This window comes from Sulfidibacter corallicola, assembly GCF_017498545.1.
GTDB lineage: Bacteria > Acidobacteriota > Holophagae > Acanthopleuribacterales > Acanthopleuribacteraceae > Sulfidibacter > Sulfidibacter corallicola.
In genome coordinates, this window is record NZ_CP071793.1 from 10,106,674 (window position 1) to 10,121,841 (window position 15,168).

Sequence of the window (15,168 nt, forward strand, 5' to 3'; positions counted from 1 at the left end):
CACGAGGGTCGTGGCGACCGGTACGGCCAGGACACGCCCGGCGGACGAAGCACCGAATCGGGGCCCGGTGTCTCGCCACCGGGCCCCGAAATAGGTACGCAACTGTCGAAGGTGGAGGGACTCAGCCCAGAAATGCCTCAAGAAAAATACCGGGCAGTTTCAGGGGGCTGGGCGAAGCCTCGAAGTTCGTCAATTTCTTGCCGAGATAATGACTGGTCTTGTGCGTGGCGAACCAGGCCGGTTTCGGCCAGGGTCGGAAGGGACCGCGAACGACGCTTTTCATCGGTTTGTCGAACATGTAGCCGTTGTGGACCACATCCAATCCCGATTGAATGTCGTAGATGTCGTGCCCGGGATGGGCGCCCCAAGTGGTGCTTCCCATGGCATAACATACGGCGGCCCAGTGGTTGACCGAAATGGTGCCGTAGCGAAGATCCTCGAGCGCCTTTTCGAAGGCCGCTTCGACACCCTTGTCGGCCAGGGTCGAGGGGTGAATCAACATGGTCATGTTGAGTGTGCCCCACAGGGTTTCGTTGGCGAACTCGGTGGCCTTGACGATGAACTCGGCCGGGTCGGCCGCCTCCAGACAGGTTTCGCCGAAGACACTGCAAAACGCTTCGGTATTGAAACAGATGTCGTCCTTGTGGGCCGGGTCGAGACCGGGAATCAGGGTCCAGGGCAGTTTTTTGTCGGTCCGTTCCCCGATCAATTCCGCGTCCGGGTGCTCGGCGAGAAAGGCTTTGTGGCGATCGAAGGCACCCGGATAATATGCGTCGCGCTGCGGCAAAGTTTTGAACACGGCGCGGATTCCGTCGAGCAGGGCTTCGCGATGTTTCCAGCCCTTCTGCATGACGAGAACCCGCGAGGCATTGCAGTTGAAGCCTCCGTTGTTGGCCAGGGAAGACGCGATGTTGGCCGCCTGAAAGGCGATGTCCGACTTGGACCAGTCACCCGGCACGATCACCACCGGGCTCACGTTGCCGAGTTCGCTGGTGATCGGCTTGTTGAGGAAGGGGTCGCGATCCGCCTTGCGCTTTTCCACCTCGCCGCCGAACACGATCACGTCGTGGGTCTTGTCCGAACCCGTGATGTGGATTTCGCCGATCGAGGTGTGATTGCACAGATAGGAACCCACATCGGCCCCGCCGTATACGATTTGCAGGAAGCCTCGCGAAATCAAGGGCTGGAAGGCGCGCTCGAAAAAGGGGCCCAGATATTCGTTGACCGGGTGCATCTTGAGCAGCGCGACCTTGCGCTCGACGAACATCTTGTAGATCACGTCCATGGGCCCGATGGAAGCCACGTTGCCGGCACCGAGTACCAGACAGATCCGGCCGGATTCGGGCGGTTTGCGATAATACGCGCACATGGTTTCCTTGAGCCGGTCTTGACTGACTTCGGGTTCCATCCATATTTCGGCGGTGGTTCCCATGAAAAAGAGCTGATCGTACAAGTCGGTCGGAAAGACCCGAGCGCTCACGATACCGGAAGCACGGGTCCGCACGGGACCGGGTAGCTCGGGATCGCCTTTGCGGCGCAACGTATCCAGAGTCTGCCGGAATAGTCTCAAATTGCGGAGCAGGCTGTAGGGCCCACCTAGCCACTCCTCGCCGGCCGTCGCAGCCCGCGGGGAAATGCCTTTGGCCGCCAATGCCGCATCGACCCAATCCTTCGCGACCAGCTTGAATTCATCCATCAGCGAATCGATCAGGGCAACCAAGTCCACGAGGGACAGTTGGGCCCAGCTCTGTTTATTGTTTTGCAGGATGGCCAAAGCTGTATCGAGTTGCTCGCGGCTGGTGGTCTTCCCCTCTCGTCCCGAGGAGGAAGCAGCCGGCGGCGATTCAATCGTAGTAGTCATGCCTAGTCACCTCACTGTTGAAATGCGGGAACTCGAAAGCCGGCCTGGGTCCATGATCCACGGAGCAGTGCGGCAAGAACGAAGACGTCACGAAGACGTAAAAAGAGCCGAACCCAAGCAGCCGGTTCATCACAAGTGATCCATAAATACTGAAGGCATCATAACACAGGGGCGGGACGAGGTGCGGGTACTTTGACCACCTGCGGCGAGGGTCAAAGGCCCGAAGGCCATGGCGCACAAGAGAGGTGTGACAAGGGCTACGGTTGACAGCGGCATAAAATGCCGCAATGCGTAGAAAAGAATCCCGCATCCGCTTTTTTCACGATAAAATATTGCAACCATTGTGTTTCAGACTCTTTTGACGCAGTGTGTCAAAAAAATGCTTGCAACGTTTGCCGCACTGCGGTACCTTAACGATGTCGCCGGTGACGCGACGCGGCAAATGCGCTAGAGCATATCTTAAGGAGGACAGGATGACACGGCTCATCAAACGCTATGGCAGTCGGAAATTGTACGATACCAAAGAGAGCCGTTACGTTTCCTTGGAAGATATCGCCAAATGGGTTCGCGACGGAGAAGTGATCCAGGTGGTCGACAACGCGACCTCGGAAGATGTGACCGTTCAAACGCTGACGCAAGTCATTTCCGAGGAAGGTCGCAAGGGCGGCTCCGCATTGCCGAGTGATCTTTTGCATGATTTGATTCGAGTCGGCGGTTCAGCCGTTACCGACCGTGTGAAGAAAATCCAGACGGGCGTGGATACCTTTTTCAAGAAGTCCATCGATCGCTTGGTCCCTGTTTCCAAAGTCAGAGAGGAAATGGATCATCTCCGCCAGAGATTGGACGAGTTGGAAACGGCCATCTCCAGTGCCGAAGCCCACTCCCGGGTAGAGATGGAAGAGACGCCCGCCCCCGTCGAAACGACCAAGACGGAACAACCGGCAAAAGCCACTCAGGAACCCGCCAAGGAACCCCCCGCGGCCGAAAGCGAAAGCCCCAAGGCCGCTCAAGAGGCGAAAGAGACGAAGCCGACCACCAAACGTGCGTCGACACGTCGATCTTCCAAGTCAGGATCTTCGACCAGTCGAAGATCGCGTAGCAAAAAAGAACCCGAAACCCCGAAATCTCAGGCCAGCGATTCCTGAGACCACTCGACGATTCCAGGCTCGAGGCAGGCCCTGCCGACAGCCATCACGTTAAAGGAGACAAGCCATGAAAACGCTGTACACGATGGGCGACCAGGCCATGAAATCCGGTCGTACTTTTTACCTCGCCGGCCTCGGCGTCGCGGCAACCGTTCAAGAACAAACCAACAAGGTCTTCGAGAACCTGGTAGAAAAAGGTCGCACCGCCACCACCAAGGAAGCCGCCACCGAGAAAAAAACCGAAGGCCCGACCTTTTCCGGTCGCGTCAAGGACCTGAGCGACCAGGTCACCAACCGCGTTCAGGACGGCGTATCTTTCGCCTTCTCCCGCATGGGCATTCCCACCCGCCAGGAAATCCAGGATCTCACCCGTTCCGTGGAACAACTGACCGAAAAAGTACAGGCACTTCAAGCCTAAGACCAGACGGCGCGTGCATCCGTCACGCCGCGACGCACCGCGCGCGGCTCCTACACCGGTAAGATAAGCGCGCCAACTCGTCGGACCGAGCGGCCGGCCGCGAATGAAAACGAACACGTTGCTCGGAGCCGACCTCGCACCGGAAGACGGCCTACACAGTATCAGGGGGGTATCATGAGTATCAAAGATCGAGCCGAAAATCTGCAATCGGAAGTCAAAGACTCCGCACAAAAAATCTGGCTGGCCGGATTGGGCGCCATGTCCATGGCCGGCGAAGAAGGCAACAAGCTCTTCAAGACCTTGATCGAAAAGGGCCAGGAGTTCGAAAGCCGTCAAACCGCGGCACCGGTCGACGCCGTGAAGACCGGAATCGGCTCCGCCAAGGAACGCGTGGAAGACGTTTGGGGAAGAGTCGAATCCCTGATCAACGAACGCATCGGCCAGGCCTTCCAGACCTTCGGCGTCCCCACCCGCGACGAGATCGCGGATCTGACCAACCGCGTCGACGCCCTGATGGACGCCCTCAACAAATTGAACGCCGAAAAAGCCCCCGAGGCGACCGAAGAAGAAACCAAAGCCTGAGACCTTTCCACGCAACCAGCACGATACGTGCGTTAGCATCATTTCCCATCGATCGACATCGCTGGCGAAAGGTGAACCGGCTGTCCCACGACCGCCGGGATCGCCTGGATGAATTGTAGAGGCCTCGGTTCATCCATCCGGTTCCGGCGGAATCATATATAGATGTAACGAAGGTCGACGCGACAGGAAGGAGCCCGACCCATGGGGGGTATTCAGGAAAAACGTCCGAAAATTGGTCTGGCAATGGCAGGAGGCGGCCCGGAAGGTGCCGTTTACGAAATCGGAGCCATTCGCGCCCTCGACGATGCCATCGAAGGGCTCGACGTCAACGATCTGCACGTTTACGTTGGTGTCAGCGCAGGCGCGTTCGTCACCTCTTGCCTGGCCAACAACGTGACGTCCGCACAACTGGCACGCGCCGTCGTCAATATCGATCCTCACGATCACCTGTTCGATCCGAGCATGTTTCTCACCCCGGCACTGGGTCTGTTCGTCAAATCCGGCATGATGCTTCCCCGCCTGATGATGGAGTCCATTCGCGACTACATGCTGAATAAACACGAACAGGGGTTGGTCAACTCCTTCACGCGCCTCGGCCGCGCCATTCCCGTCGGGCTCTTTGACAACGAACCACTTCGCGAATATCTGGAACGCGTGTTCAACAAACCCGGTCGCACGGACGACTTTCGCCAACTGGGCAAAAAGCTGTTCGTCATCGCCACCGACCTCGACACCAGCCACGCGGTGGTCTTCGGACGCGGGGAATACGCACACATCCCCATTTCGCTTGCCGTCCAGGCAAGCACGGCCCTACCGGGTCTCTACCCGCCGGTAGTCATCGAGGATCGCAGCTACGTGGACGGCGTGCTGCGTCGAACCCTGCACGCCTCGACGATTCTCGACGAGAACCTCGACCTGGCTCTTTGCGTGAACCCCATCGTCCCCGTGGACACGAGCCGCTCCGTGGAAGAAGGCTACATGCGCCGCGGCAAATTGACCGACCGCGGCATGCCCACGGTTCTCTCCCAGACGTTCCGAACCCTGATTCACTCGCGCATGCGCGTCGGCTTCCGGCGCTACGACAATCAGTACAAGGGAACCGACCTGGTCCTCATCGAACCGGAACCCCACGACTACCGCATGTTCTTCACCAACATCTTCAGCTTTTCCAAGCGGAAAGCGGTCGCCGAACACGCCTACCGGTCGATCATGCGCCATCTCGCGAGCCGGCTCGAGGAGCTGGATCCGGTTTTCGAAAAACACGGGATGCGCCTTCGTCACGACGTCATTTTCCGGGAAGACCCCGACATTTGGAAAAGCGTGGACGCCACGCCCTACCGCAAAAAGGGCCCCGTCACCAGCAATCTGAGCGACGCCCTCGAACGACTGGAAGCCGTACTGGAGAAAAGAAAGGAAAAGGGCAACGACCACGAGCCGGAGCCCGAGCCCCAGGAAGTCGGCTGACGGCATCGCATCCCAACATTTTCGCGTCCTTTGGAAACAGGACCCCTTTGCCGCCGGGTCCCCCACCCGGCGGCATTTTTTCGAAGATTCTGCGTCCTTTGGAAACAGGACCCTTTGGCCGCCGGTCCCTTCCCCGGCGGCCTTTTTTCACCGCTTTCGCGTCCTTTGGAAACAGGACCCTTTGGCCGCCGGCCCCCACCGGCGGCCATTTTTTTTGCGCGACCCTTTCGCAACCAAGCGACCCGGTCTCAGTCGTGCTCTCCCGGAATGACGCTCTCTTCCGACGCTTCCACCGCATGATAGGTCTTCTGTAATTCGGCGACGGCCTGTACATTGCCCATCTCTTCATAAGTCGCGATCAGCAGATGGTAGGCCGGAAAATAGTTGCCACAATCGGCGAGTGCCTTGCGCAGGTGGGCGACCGCATCCTCGAACTGACCGGCGTTGAAATGGCCCAACCCCCGCGAGTAATGAACCCCACCACCGTAGTTGATGCGGCGCAGGATGCTGTCGTAATAATCGGCGGCCATATCGAGCTTTTTGGTCTTCGCGAAGTGGTTGGCCTTGTCCAATCCCGCGAATATCCGACCTTGGCGGTCACCACCGGTATAGATGCGGAACAATTGGTACAGGGCGTTGGGAACCCCCAAGAGGAACGGCAAGTTGAGAAAAAGCATTTTCCAGGCGTTGCCGCGCATACACGAATGACACATGTAGCGCTTGCCGTAGTTCCAACCGTAGATGACCAGCAAAAAGTAGAAGTAGAACACGGTGAAGTAACTGGGAACCGCGTAAAAGCCGCACTCGTCGCACAGACGCAGGTTCTCCTCTCCCTGTGGTCGGGCCTGGCCAAGGGTGTGAATCGTTTCACAATAGGTGCAATAGACCTGCGGGGATTGGGGCATGTGGGTCAAATCCACGGTGGCCTTGCAGTCGGGGCAGCGCGTGACCTTGAACGATTCACCCTTGCCCTCTTCCGCCAGGGCCTGCTTCCTGAGTTTGGCCCACCGTGCCGAAGAAACCCCGTTGATCGCGATGGAAAGCTCGCGAATGGGACCTTTCTTGATGGCCAGGGCCACGAACCCGGTTTCCCCATCTTCCTGGAGCAGTTGCAAGATCAAATTGTCGAAACGCCGATCCACTCTCAAAATCGTTTCGACAGGTAGGGTCGCTTCGTCGAGGGTCAGCTCGTTGCCGTCGAAATACCCCTTTTTGCTCAGAAAACTGGCTTCATTCCCGTCGTCGTCCAAAAACTTGAACTTGAAGGTAATCCCTTCCTTCATGGCAGCACCTCATTCCACGTTCATGGTTCGGGGTTTCTACCAGATCTCGGTCGAGGCGATGCGGATGTCGACCCGACTCCGCTGCGAGTACCGAAACCCGGCAGAAGGCACGGTTCTCGGCCAGGCCCCTTCTCCATCGGGGGCACATCACCACCCACGGAATCGGAGACCACCGAAGAAGCGATCTCCCGCGGCGAGCATTCGACGCAATACGCCTCGTCATAGTCCGGTATAGGTAAAAAATACCACTTTTTCATGGCACTTCTCTTCATTTTTTTTCGCTATAACCATTGAGATCAAATTTAACCACCGAAGAAACGACGGGCTTCACCAAACCCGGACAGCCCCCCGCTGTCGCGCTTGTGAGGTGGGTGATTTGACCCATCTTTGATTCCGAAAGATCCCTAGATTTTTGTATCGGAATCGAAGACGGAACGCACTTATAGAACGTGAGGTTGTTTTGTGTTTGGCGATTTCCGGTCATTCGGAATCTCGAACACAAGGACCGAAACCTGAATAACAGGTATCCCCTTCTCAATATCCCATGGATTTCCAAGGTCTTTGACTTTTGTCACAAAAAGTCGCGGCCTGTCCTTATCCCTCGCGATCGTTGTCCATCGAGTGAGCGCCCCACGGACGCTTCCAGGAGCGAATCGGCACATTCCGCAGTAATAAATGCATGCCGGCCTCGCTCTCCACAACTGGAACGCCATTTGCTTAACTCATCACCAGCGGTTGTCTCCTGGAGTTTGAATATGTGTGAAAAAGGCTTGAAAAAAACGCACGCTCCCCAGAGAAAAGAAGCTTTCTCCGGCGATGCGGAACTGGTTACGGTTTGCATGTATTGCGATGCCGTTCGCTCGAATCGCAACAACTGGGACCACACCAGTCCGGAAGTGGAACTGAAACAATTCGCACGCATCAGCCACGGCGTATGCCCACACTGCTATCGCGATGCCGTTTCGCTTCTCGTCAGAGAAATCAAGGTCCTCACGGCCTGATTCACTCCCCAACACCATCACATCGCTAAAGACACAAAAAAACCGCCGGTATTCTGGCGGTTTTTTTGTGTCTTCTTGTTTTTACCGGGACTCACAAACAGGCATCCGCACCTCACAAATCACTGGCCCCCACACCACACTTGTGGTAGTATGCAAATACGCCACAAGATATCGTAGTCTATATAGAAACATAGACATAACAACACCAGCCGGCATCAGGGCCGGCACTGTTTTTTTCGGTTGTGATATCTGGATGGGGTGTTGGGTTTTTCGGCCGATGTCAGCACATGGCCCGGCGCCGCGAGGTATAGTGCATGATGTCGTCGATGGCCACGCGTTTATATTCATGAAGAGGTAAGTCTTTCGCGAAGGCCTCCAGTTCGTTGAGTTGTTGTTCCGGGAGTTCTCCGATCGGCTTTAACTGGACCTCGTTCTCGTCGGTCAGGAAAAGATTAGCCACAAGATGTTGTGGTTTATCTAAATCAACGATCCCTCCTAACAAGAACGGTGGACTCAGTTCGGAGCCAGGAAAAAACTTGAACCGCATTTTCCCTCCAAACCATCAAAAGAGAATGGATTAATTTTTTTAAGAACAGTTACAGGCACTATAACGTTTTATCCGCACCTTGCCAAGAAAAAAATGCTGAATTTAGGAGATTTATCTTAGTTTTCCACAGGTAGAAGGCCCCCTGTGGAAAACGAGCGATCGAATGTAAATTCCGCTTTCCTCGTAGGCGTTTGAAATCTGTACTTCGAAACGGGCCGGAATCACTCGTTTTCCCCGACCGAATCGCTGACCGGCACCGAATGGGCCCGCTCCGATCCCGATCCGGCGAATTCCAACCGGAACAGCGCACCTTTGCCCTCCCCTTCGCTTTCCACGGAAATATCGCCACCCATCTGGCGCATGACGTCCAGACAGTAATGGAGCCCGAATCCGTGGCCAGTGCGCTTGGTGGTATAGCCATGGGAGAACACGCGTTTCAAACCCTGTTCGGAAATCCCGACACCATGGTCTCGAATCGTCAACACGGGGTTCGTCTCAGGGGCCGTGATCAGTTCGAGTTCGAGCCGGCGACGATCCTCCGGGGTTTCCTCCATGGCTTCGACCGCGTTTTTGAGGACATTCATGATGATCTGGATGGAGTGAATGCGCTGAGCTTCGACCATGACCGACCATTCGCGGTCAAAAGGAATTCGGACATCGATATTTCGGCGTTTGAAGGACTCCTCCATAATCCGGCAACATTCGAAGACGAGCGCCACCAAATCGAATCGATCGGACTTCTCGGTACTTTGCTTGGCGTGGCGCTGCTGCATTTCGATGATGTCCTGCATGAGATCGGTTTTCTTGTTCATGTCTTCCAACTGTTTGCTGAGAAACGCGTTTTCCTGACTCAAAATACTGCCGATCTTCATGAAGTAGGCGGGCAACAATTTGCCCTTGGGATCCTCGGCCATCCAGCGGGCCCAATCGTGCTCGTGCTCCTTCAACATGTTGCCCGCCTGTTCGAGGCGATGGACCTTGGAATATTCGAGTTTGTGCAGCGTCTGTTGCGCGGACACTTTGAGACTGTTCAATACGTTGCCGATATTGTGGAGAATCGAGGTGGCGAACTTGGCGTTCTCCTCGGCGAAGGCGCCCGCCTCGACCGCCTGCCTGGCCGAAGCGAGATCGCGCCGAAAATCGTGGAATCGGAGTTGGGTCTGAATACGGGGGATCAACTCTTCCTTGGTCACGGGTTTGGTGATGAAATCGTTGGCACCGGCCTCGAACCCGATGGCCATGTCGTCCACCTGACCTCGAGCCGTCAACAGGATCACCGGCAACTCGTGATGGTCGTATTGGTGGCGCAATTCGCGGCAGACCTGGTAGCCCGACATTTTGGGCATCATGACATCCAGGATCACCAGATCGACCGGTACGTTCTTTTGGTTCACCACCGCCAGGGCCTGCTCGCCGGAAGAGGCCTGAACGATTCGGTACTGATTGAGGGAAAGCAGGTTGACCAACACCTGGAGGTTGACCGGCTCGTCGTCGACGATCAGGATCGTGTAGTCGTCTTCCGCCTTTTCCAACTGGACACCGGTCCGCGTGTACTCGGCGATGACTTCTCCCTCGTGATCGCCGGCCTGAAGGTGTTTGAGATCGGCCAGTTGGGCTTCGATCTCCTCCATCTCGACCTTTTTCTCTTTAGAGAGGGGAACCGTGAACCGAAACGTGGCGCCCTTGCCCGCTTCGCTCTCCACCCAAATGCGGCCCTTGTGCAGTTCCACCAACTGCTTGGTGATCGCCAATCCCAGGCCGGTTCCACCGTGAAGTCGCTCCATCGAACCGTGCACCTGTTCGAACGAACTGAATATGCCGCGCTGCCGATCGGAAGGGATGCCGATTCCGGTATCGGCGACACTCACCAAAAGCCACGCACCGCTCACCTGGGCCGACACCGTCACACAGCCGCGATCGGTAAACTTGATGGCGTTGCCGACGAGGTTGTGCAGGATCTGCTGGAGCCGGTTCTCGTCCCCGGCGACCGGCACGAGGTCCACCTCGATGGCATTGATCAATCGCAACCCCTTTTTCTGGGCCATGGGTTTGCTGAGCAGCAGCACCACATCCACGAGCGAGTGCATGTCCACCGGTTTCAGGTCCAGTTCGATGGTGCGTTCCTTGAGTTTGGAGTAATCCAGGATATCGTTGACCAAATTGGACAGGCGCTTGGCACTGCCCAGAACCATGGAAAGATTGGCCACGGTCTTGGGGGGCAATTCGCCGGTCACGCCGTCGATCAGGGACTCGACGATCCCCATGATCCCATTCAGCGGCGTGCGCAACTCGTGGGACGTATTGGCCAAAAATTCGTCCTTGAGGCGATCCACGTGACGCAGCCGCTCGGCAACACCGTGTTCCCGTTCCAAATCGCGAGCCGCCAATTCCAAGGCCTGGCGGTGGGAACGTTCCCGTCTGAGGTTGTAGAGGTGGAAGAGCCCGAAGAGAGCCGTGCCCATGAGAATGAAATACAGAAAGAAGGCCAATCGCGTTCGCCACCAGGGCGGAACGATGACGAGCGACCAGGAGGTACCCACTTCGTTCCAAACGCCGTTGTTGTTGGCGCCCTTGACGCGAAACACGTATGTCCCCGGATCGATGTTGGTGTAGTTGATGCGCCGAATGGATCCCTGATAGTTCCATTCCTCCTCGAAACCCTCCATTTTGAAGGCGTATTTATTCTTTTCCGGGTCGGTGAAATCCAAGACGGCGAACTCGAAAGTGAAGGCATTGCGCGAATGGGGCAACACCAACTCCCTGCGCTCGGAAGGATGGAGCGGGACGGACAGGGGCTTGCCGCCCAAAAGAAACTTGGTGATCGCCACGTTGGGGACGTGGGTGTTCAGCTTCAGCCGCCCGGGATGAAAAAAGGTCAAACCCTCGACCCCGCCATAAAACATCTCGCCCAGGTGGTTCTTGAAAAAAGCGCCGGTATTGTATTCGTTGTGGTGAAGCCCCTCTTTGGTCGTAAAGTTGGTGAACGACTCGTTGAGGATGTCGAACCGGGACAATCCCTGATTGGTACTGATCCACAGGTAATCCGCCCCCTGAAACAAAAGCCCGCAGACAATGTCGTTGGGCAACCCGTCGTGTTCGCTGAAATGGCGATAGGTGCCGTTTTCCAGATCGAGCCGGTTGAGCCCGCCGCCCGCGGTTCCCACCCACAGGACCTCGTTCCCCAGGCTGGCCACGGCGCGCACGCGATTGTTGCTCAGCGAGGTGGGATCGTGGGGATCGTGGCGGTAGGTATGATGGCGGCCGGACTGGGGATCGAACAGAATGAGCCCGCCATCGCTGCCCAACCACAAGGTTCCGCGACGATCCTGATACATGCTGGAAATGCGGTTCGAGCCGAAATTGGCCAGGTCGGCTTCGTCGAAGCGATAGCGCGTGAAGCGTTCGTCGACCGAATCGTAGCGGTTGAGCCCGTTGGAGGTCCCCACCCACAGGTTATCTTCGAAATCGACGAAGAGGGATCGCACGAAATTGTTGCTCAAGGTGCTGGCATCCGTCGCCTGACTCTTGAACCAAAGGGTTTGACCCGATTCGGTTTCGATTCGCGTCAGTCCGCCCCCCCAGGTTCCGGCCCACAGGTACCCGTCCTTGTCCTCGACGATGGCCCGAACGAAGTTATGGCCCAGCCCCTTGTCTCCACCCGGCCGGTGTTTGTAGACGACAAGTTCCGACGTCTCCAGGTCGACCGAGCTCACGGGATCGCCACCCACCGGAATGCGATTCAAACCCTGGGTGGTGCCGACCCACAAATAGCCCTTGGAATCCTGGTACACGGCCTTGACGAAATCGTCGCTCAATCCGGGCGAACCCTCACGACCCTGGCGCCAATGTTTGAATTGGCTTTTCTTTAGATCGAGGCGACTGATACCGCCGGCGGAAGTGCCGATCCAAATCAGGTCGGAAGCGTCCTGGTACAGCGACAGGATTCGATTGGAGCCGATCGAGGTGGGATTTTCGCGGTGATAGCGGTAATGGTAGAAACGCTCGCGGCCGGTATGGAACAGGTGCAGGCCGCCGCCATCCGTCCCCACCCAGATATTGCCGTCGCGATCCTGTAACAGGGCCCGCACATCCTCGTGCTGGATGGAAAAGACGCGATCGGACTTTCGATAGGCGCGAATGTCGAGGACCGGCGCAGTTTGATCTTCGACTCGAAAGGCCACGCGATTGAGCCCACCTTCGAAGGTACCGACCCAAATGACGCCGTCACGATCCTCCAAAAGCGCACGAACCCGTTTGTCGCTGAGCAATCCCGGGCCTTCGCCGAACTGATGGAAATGGGCGTTGCCGGCGCGAACCTTGGCCAAGGAAGCGTGGGGCAACAGGCCGATGCCGTCGTAGGTGCCCACCCAAAGGTGACCGCGTCGATCGAACAGAAGCGTCCAAATCTCGTTGCTGAACAAGCCGCGGTCTTTTTGCTTTTCGTAGCGAATGTTCAGGAAGCTCTCGCCGCCGCGCATCAGGAGACTGATACCGCCGCCCATGGTCCCGATCCACAGGTTGCCCTCCCGATCGGCGGCGATGTGGGTCACGTAATTGTTGGAAAGGCTGTTCGGGTCGTCGGGATCGAATTGAAAGCGGACGAAGGAATCGGTTTGCGGTTCGTAACGGCACAGACCCCCGCCAAAGGTCCCGATCCAGAGCTGACCGTCCTTATCCTCGAAAAGCGCGTGGACGTAACTGTCGGAAAGCGAATCGGCATCGCCGGGATCGTATTTGTAGACGCGCATTTCGTTCCCGTCGAATCGGTTGAGGCCATCCTCGGTGCCGATCCAGAGAAAACCCCAGCGATCCTGCAACACCGTGTGCACGGAGCTGTTGGACAAGCCGTCCTCGACGTTCAGGTGGGAGAAGTGCAACGCGGGGTTCGAGGCGTGCAGCATCGATATGCCGCAGGTCGACAACAGCGCCCACAGAACACAAAGTGCGGATGAGAGGCCCATGCGAAAGAAAGGAGCCACCTGGCCCGGGCGTGGCATCGTCGCCGCGGGATGTTCGAGCATCCCACGGTGCCTCTCCCCTATCGATCCGGAAACTGAGGCCATGCCCACAACATCACGCTCTCTGCACCAGTGTAGAACCCAGTCACACGGGTCCGGACGAATCGCCTCCGCCCGAACCGCACCCTTTGGGTACAAATCAACCACGGGGTCTGGCCACCCGATGTACGGCCGTCGCACCGCAACGCGCGGCCGCGGGCTCGACCCGGTGTGGCGTGACCGTTCCAAGTGCCGACGCCCATCGATATGGCGGCGGAGCCAGCCACAAGAAACCTAGGTCTCGAGAAGATCGCACACAGATGAATGAATCTCTGCTCAACCGGCGTTTACCCCGCAAGGCACGACCCCGGCTCGACCCGGTTCCATCAGCCCGGTCACACATCCGACCACGCGAGTTCGGTGGCGAACCTGTTCCAATTGGACAATCAGACCAATGGTATTCTCCCATTCTACAAAATTTTTCAGAGAACCAAGGGTCTATTTACTGCGCGGATCCTTCAATCTATTCTGAAAAAAGCATGCTCGACAATTCCCTCGGCAATCAACCATCCCACATTGCACGCAACCTCGCCATTCGCGTTATGATGCTATTTTCTCGCATCGCACCGGTCCCGGTATCATCGCGTTCTCTCCCAGGAGCCATCCATGACCCAGCCCTCTTCGCCCCTTTCATGTGATCGAACCTATTTCGACATTCCCCAAGACATTACCTACTACAACTGCGCCTACCTCTCGCCCATGTGTCACCCGGTCCACGAAGCGGGCATCGCGGCCCTGAATCGGGAAGCCCGGCCCTGGACCATCAAACCCGACGACTTCTACGAAGATTCGGAGGTGGTGCGCGGCCTGTTCGCTTCCCTGATCGGCACCGAATCCCGGAACGTGGCCCTGATTCCCTCGGTGAGTTACGGCATCAATGTGGCGGCACAGGTCATCGAACCCGGCCAAGGACGTCGCATCCTCCTGCTGGACGAACAGTTTCCTTCCAACGTCTATCCGTGGCGAGAGGCGGTCAAACGGACCGGGGCCCACATCGTCCACGTCCCTCGCCCCCAAAACGGCGATTGGACCCGCGCCATCCTGGACCACCTGGACGAACGGGTGGCCGTCGCGTCCATGCCTCACTGCCACTGGACCGACGGCAGCCTGGTGGACCTGGAACTGGTGTCCGACAGATGCCGCGAGCTGGGCATTCCCCTGGTTCTGGACGTGACTCAATCACTGGGCGCGATGCCCCTGAACCTCGATCGAATTCGACCGGCCTTCTTGGTGGCTGCCGGCTATAAATGGCTGTTGGGACCCTACAGCACGGCCTATCTCTACGCGGATCCGCGATACCAGGATGGTCCCCAACTGGACCCCAACTGGATGACCCGCAAGGACAGCCGCAATTTTGCGGAGTTGGTGAACTACCGCGACGAATTGGAACCCGGCGCCCTTCGCTACGACGTCGGCCAACGCAGCAAATTCATTCTCCTACCGATGGCGATCGCGGCGTTTCGCCAAATCATGTCCTGGGGCGTCGCCAACATCGGCCAAGCCCTCGGAGCCTACAATCGCGAGTTGCGCGAGGGTGCCCGCTCCTTGGGATTCGAAACCCTTCCCGACAAATACGCGGCGCCGCATCTCATGGGCCTGCGCCACCCCGAGGGCATTCCGGTAGAACTCGTCAGGGCCTTCCAGGAACGGCAGATCGTGGTGAGCGTGCGCGGCAACGCCATCCGCGTGGCGCCCCATCTGTACAACGATGCGGAGGACCGGCGGCGCTTTCTGGAAACCGCCGCAAGCTGCCTGGGATGAACACTGCGGGGTGCCGCACCGACGCCCGGTATCCGCAAACATCGCCGCG

Annotated in this window: 10 protein-coding genes; 6 read left to right on the forward strand and 4 right to left on the reverse strand. The window is 57.5% G+C overall.

The window, feature by feature from the left end; translation table 11 throughout:
- Positions 1 to 121: 121 nt before the first annotated feature.
- Positions 122 to 1,861 (reverse strand): aldehyde dehydrogenase family protein, encoded by a 1,740-nt coding sequence (locus tag J3U87_RS30550; RefSeq protein ID WP_237379588.1) that lies wholly within the window; start codon positions 1,859 to 1,861, stop codon positions 122 to 124.
- Positions 1,862 to 2,277: 416 nt separating this feature from the next.
- Here J3U87_RS30550 and J3U87_RS30555 point away from each other — a divergent pair, with 416 nt between their 5' ends.
- The 4 genes from J3U87_RS30555 to J3U87_RS30570 all read left to right on the forward strand — a co-directional run bounded on the left by J3U87_RS30555 (position 2,278) and on the right by J3U87_RS30570 (position 5,470).
- Positions 2,278 to 3,006, forward strand: a complete 729-nt coding sequence (locus J3U87_RS30555) for a polyhydroxyalkanoate synthesis regulator DNA-binding domain-containing protein (protein WP_237379589.1) — start codon at positions 2,278 to 2,280, stop codon at positions 3,004 to 3,006.
- Between the two features lie 67 nt (positions 3,007 to 3,073).
- A complete protein-coding gene (locus J3U87_RS30560) occupies positions 3,074 to 3,424 on the forward strand; it encodes a phasin family protein (protein WP_237379590.1) in 351 nt (116 codons plus the stop codon).
- 174 nt (positions 3,425 to 3,598) lie between these two features.
- Positions 3,599 to 4,006 (forward strand): phasin family protein, encoded by a 408-nt coding sequence (locus tag J3U87_RS30565; RefSeq protein WP_237379591.1) that lies wholly within the window; start codon positions 3,599 to 3,601, stop codon positions 4,004 to 4,006.
- 201 nt (positions 4,007 to 4,207) lie between these two features.
- Positions 4,208 to 5,470, forward strand: a complete 1,263-nt coding sequence (locus J3U87_RS30570; RefSeq protein WP_237379592.1) for a patatin-like phospholipase family protein — start codon at positions 4,208 to 4,210, stop codon at positions 5,468 to 5,470.
- 248 nt (positions 5,471 to 5,718) lie between these two features.
- Here the strand turns inward: J3U87_RS30570 and J3U87_RS30575 are convergent, their stop codons facing one another.
- Positions 5,719 to 6,753 carry a tetratricopeptide repeat protein gene (locus tag J3U87_RS30575; protein WP_237379593.1) on the reverse strand — a complete coding sequence of 345 codons (1,035 nt, stop codon included), beginning with the start codon at positions 6,751 to 6,753 and terminating at the stop codon, positions 5,719 to 5,721.
- A gap of 755 nt (positions 6,754 to 7,508) precedes the next feature.
- Between J3U87_RS30575 and J3U87_RS30580 the strand changes: the two genes are divergently transcribed.
- Positions 7,509 to 7,754 (forward strand): hypothetical protein, encoded by a 246-nt coding sequence (locus J3U87_RS30580; RefSeq protein WP_237379594.1) that lies wholly within the window; start codon positions 7,509 to 7,511, stop codon positions 7,752 to 7,754.
- Between the two features lie 280 nt (positions 7,755 to 8,034).
- On the opposite strand, the gene J3U87_RS30585 is transcribed toward J3U87_RS30580, so the two are convergent.
- Positions 8,035 to 8,301 (reverse strand): hypothetical protein, encoded by a 267-nt coding sequence (locus J3U87_RS30585; RefSeq protein WP_237379595.1) that lies wholly within the window; start codon positions 8,299 to 8,301, stop codon positions 8,035 to 8,037.
- A gap of 221 nt (positions 8,302 to 8,522) precedes the next feature.
- The gene (locus tag J3U87_RS30590; protein ID WP_237379596.1) at positions 8,523 to 13,262 is read right to left on the reverse strand and encodes a two-component regulator propeller domain-containing protein; all 4,740 of its coding nucleotides are present in this window, start codon (positions 13,260 to 13,262) and stop codon (positions 8,523 to 8,525) included.
- Between the two features lie 702 nt (positions 13,263 to 13,964).
- Between J3U87_RS30590 and J3U87_RS30595 the strand changes: the two genes are divergently transcribed.
- On the forward strand, positions 13,965 to 15,119 hold the full coding sequence (locus tag J3U87_RS30595) for an aminotransferase class V-fold PLP-dependent enzyme (protein ID WP_237379597.1): 1,155 nt from the start codon (positions 13,965 to 13,967) through the stop codon (positions 15,117 to 15,119).
- Positions 15,120 to 15,168: the final 49 nt, after the last annotated feature.

Bases quoted from the DNA above. Each gene is read 5' to 3' on its own strand.
- J3U87_RS30580 (WP_237379594.1), top strand. From the start codon at position 7,509: ATGTGTGAAAAAGGCTTGAAAAAAACGCACGCTCCCCAGAGAAAAGAA.
- J3U87_RS30585 (WP_237379595.1), bottom strand. From the start codon at position 8,301: ATGCGGTTCAAGTTTTTTCCTGGCTCCGAACTGAGTCCACCGTTCTTG.
- J3U87_RS30565 (WP_237379591.1), top strand. From the start codon at position 3,599: ATGAGTATCAAAGATCGAGCCGAAAATCTGCAATCGGAAGTCAAAGAC.
- J3U87_RS30595 (WP_237379597.1), top strand. From the start codon at position 13,965: ATGACCCAGCCCTCTTCGCCCCTTTCATGTGATCGAACCTATTTCGAC.
- J3U87_RS30590 (WP_237379596.1), bottom strand. From the start codon at position 13,262: ATGGGCCTCTCATCCGCACTTTGTGTTCTGTGGGCGCTGTTGTCGACC.
- J3U87_RS30570 (WP_237379592.1), top strand. From the start codon at position 4,208: ATGGGGGGTATTCAGGAAAAACGTCCGAAAATTGGTCTGGCAATGGCA.
- J3U87_RS30575 (WP_237379593.1), bottom strand. From the start codon at position 6,753: ATGAAGGAAGGGATTACCTTCAAGTTCAAGTTTTTGGACGACGACGGG.
- J3U87_RS30550 (WP_237379588.1), bottom strand. From the start codon at position 1,861: ATGACTACTACGATTGAATCGCCGCCGGCTGCTTCCTCCTCGGGACGA.
- J3U87_RS30555 (WP_237379589.1), top strand. From the start codon at position 2,278: ATGTCGCCGGTGACGCGACGCGGCAAATGCGCTAGAGCATATCTTAAG.
- J3U87_RS30560 (WP_237379590.1), top strand. From the start codon at position 3,074: ATGAAAACGCTGTACACGATGGGCGACCAGGCCATGAAATCCGGTCGT.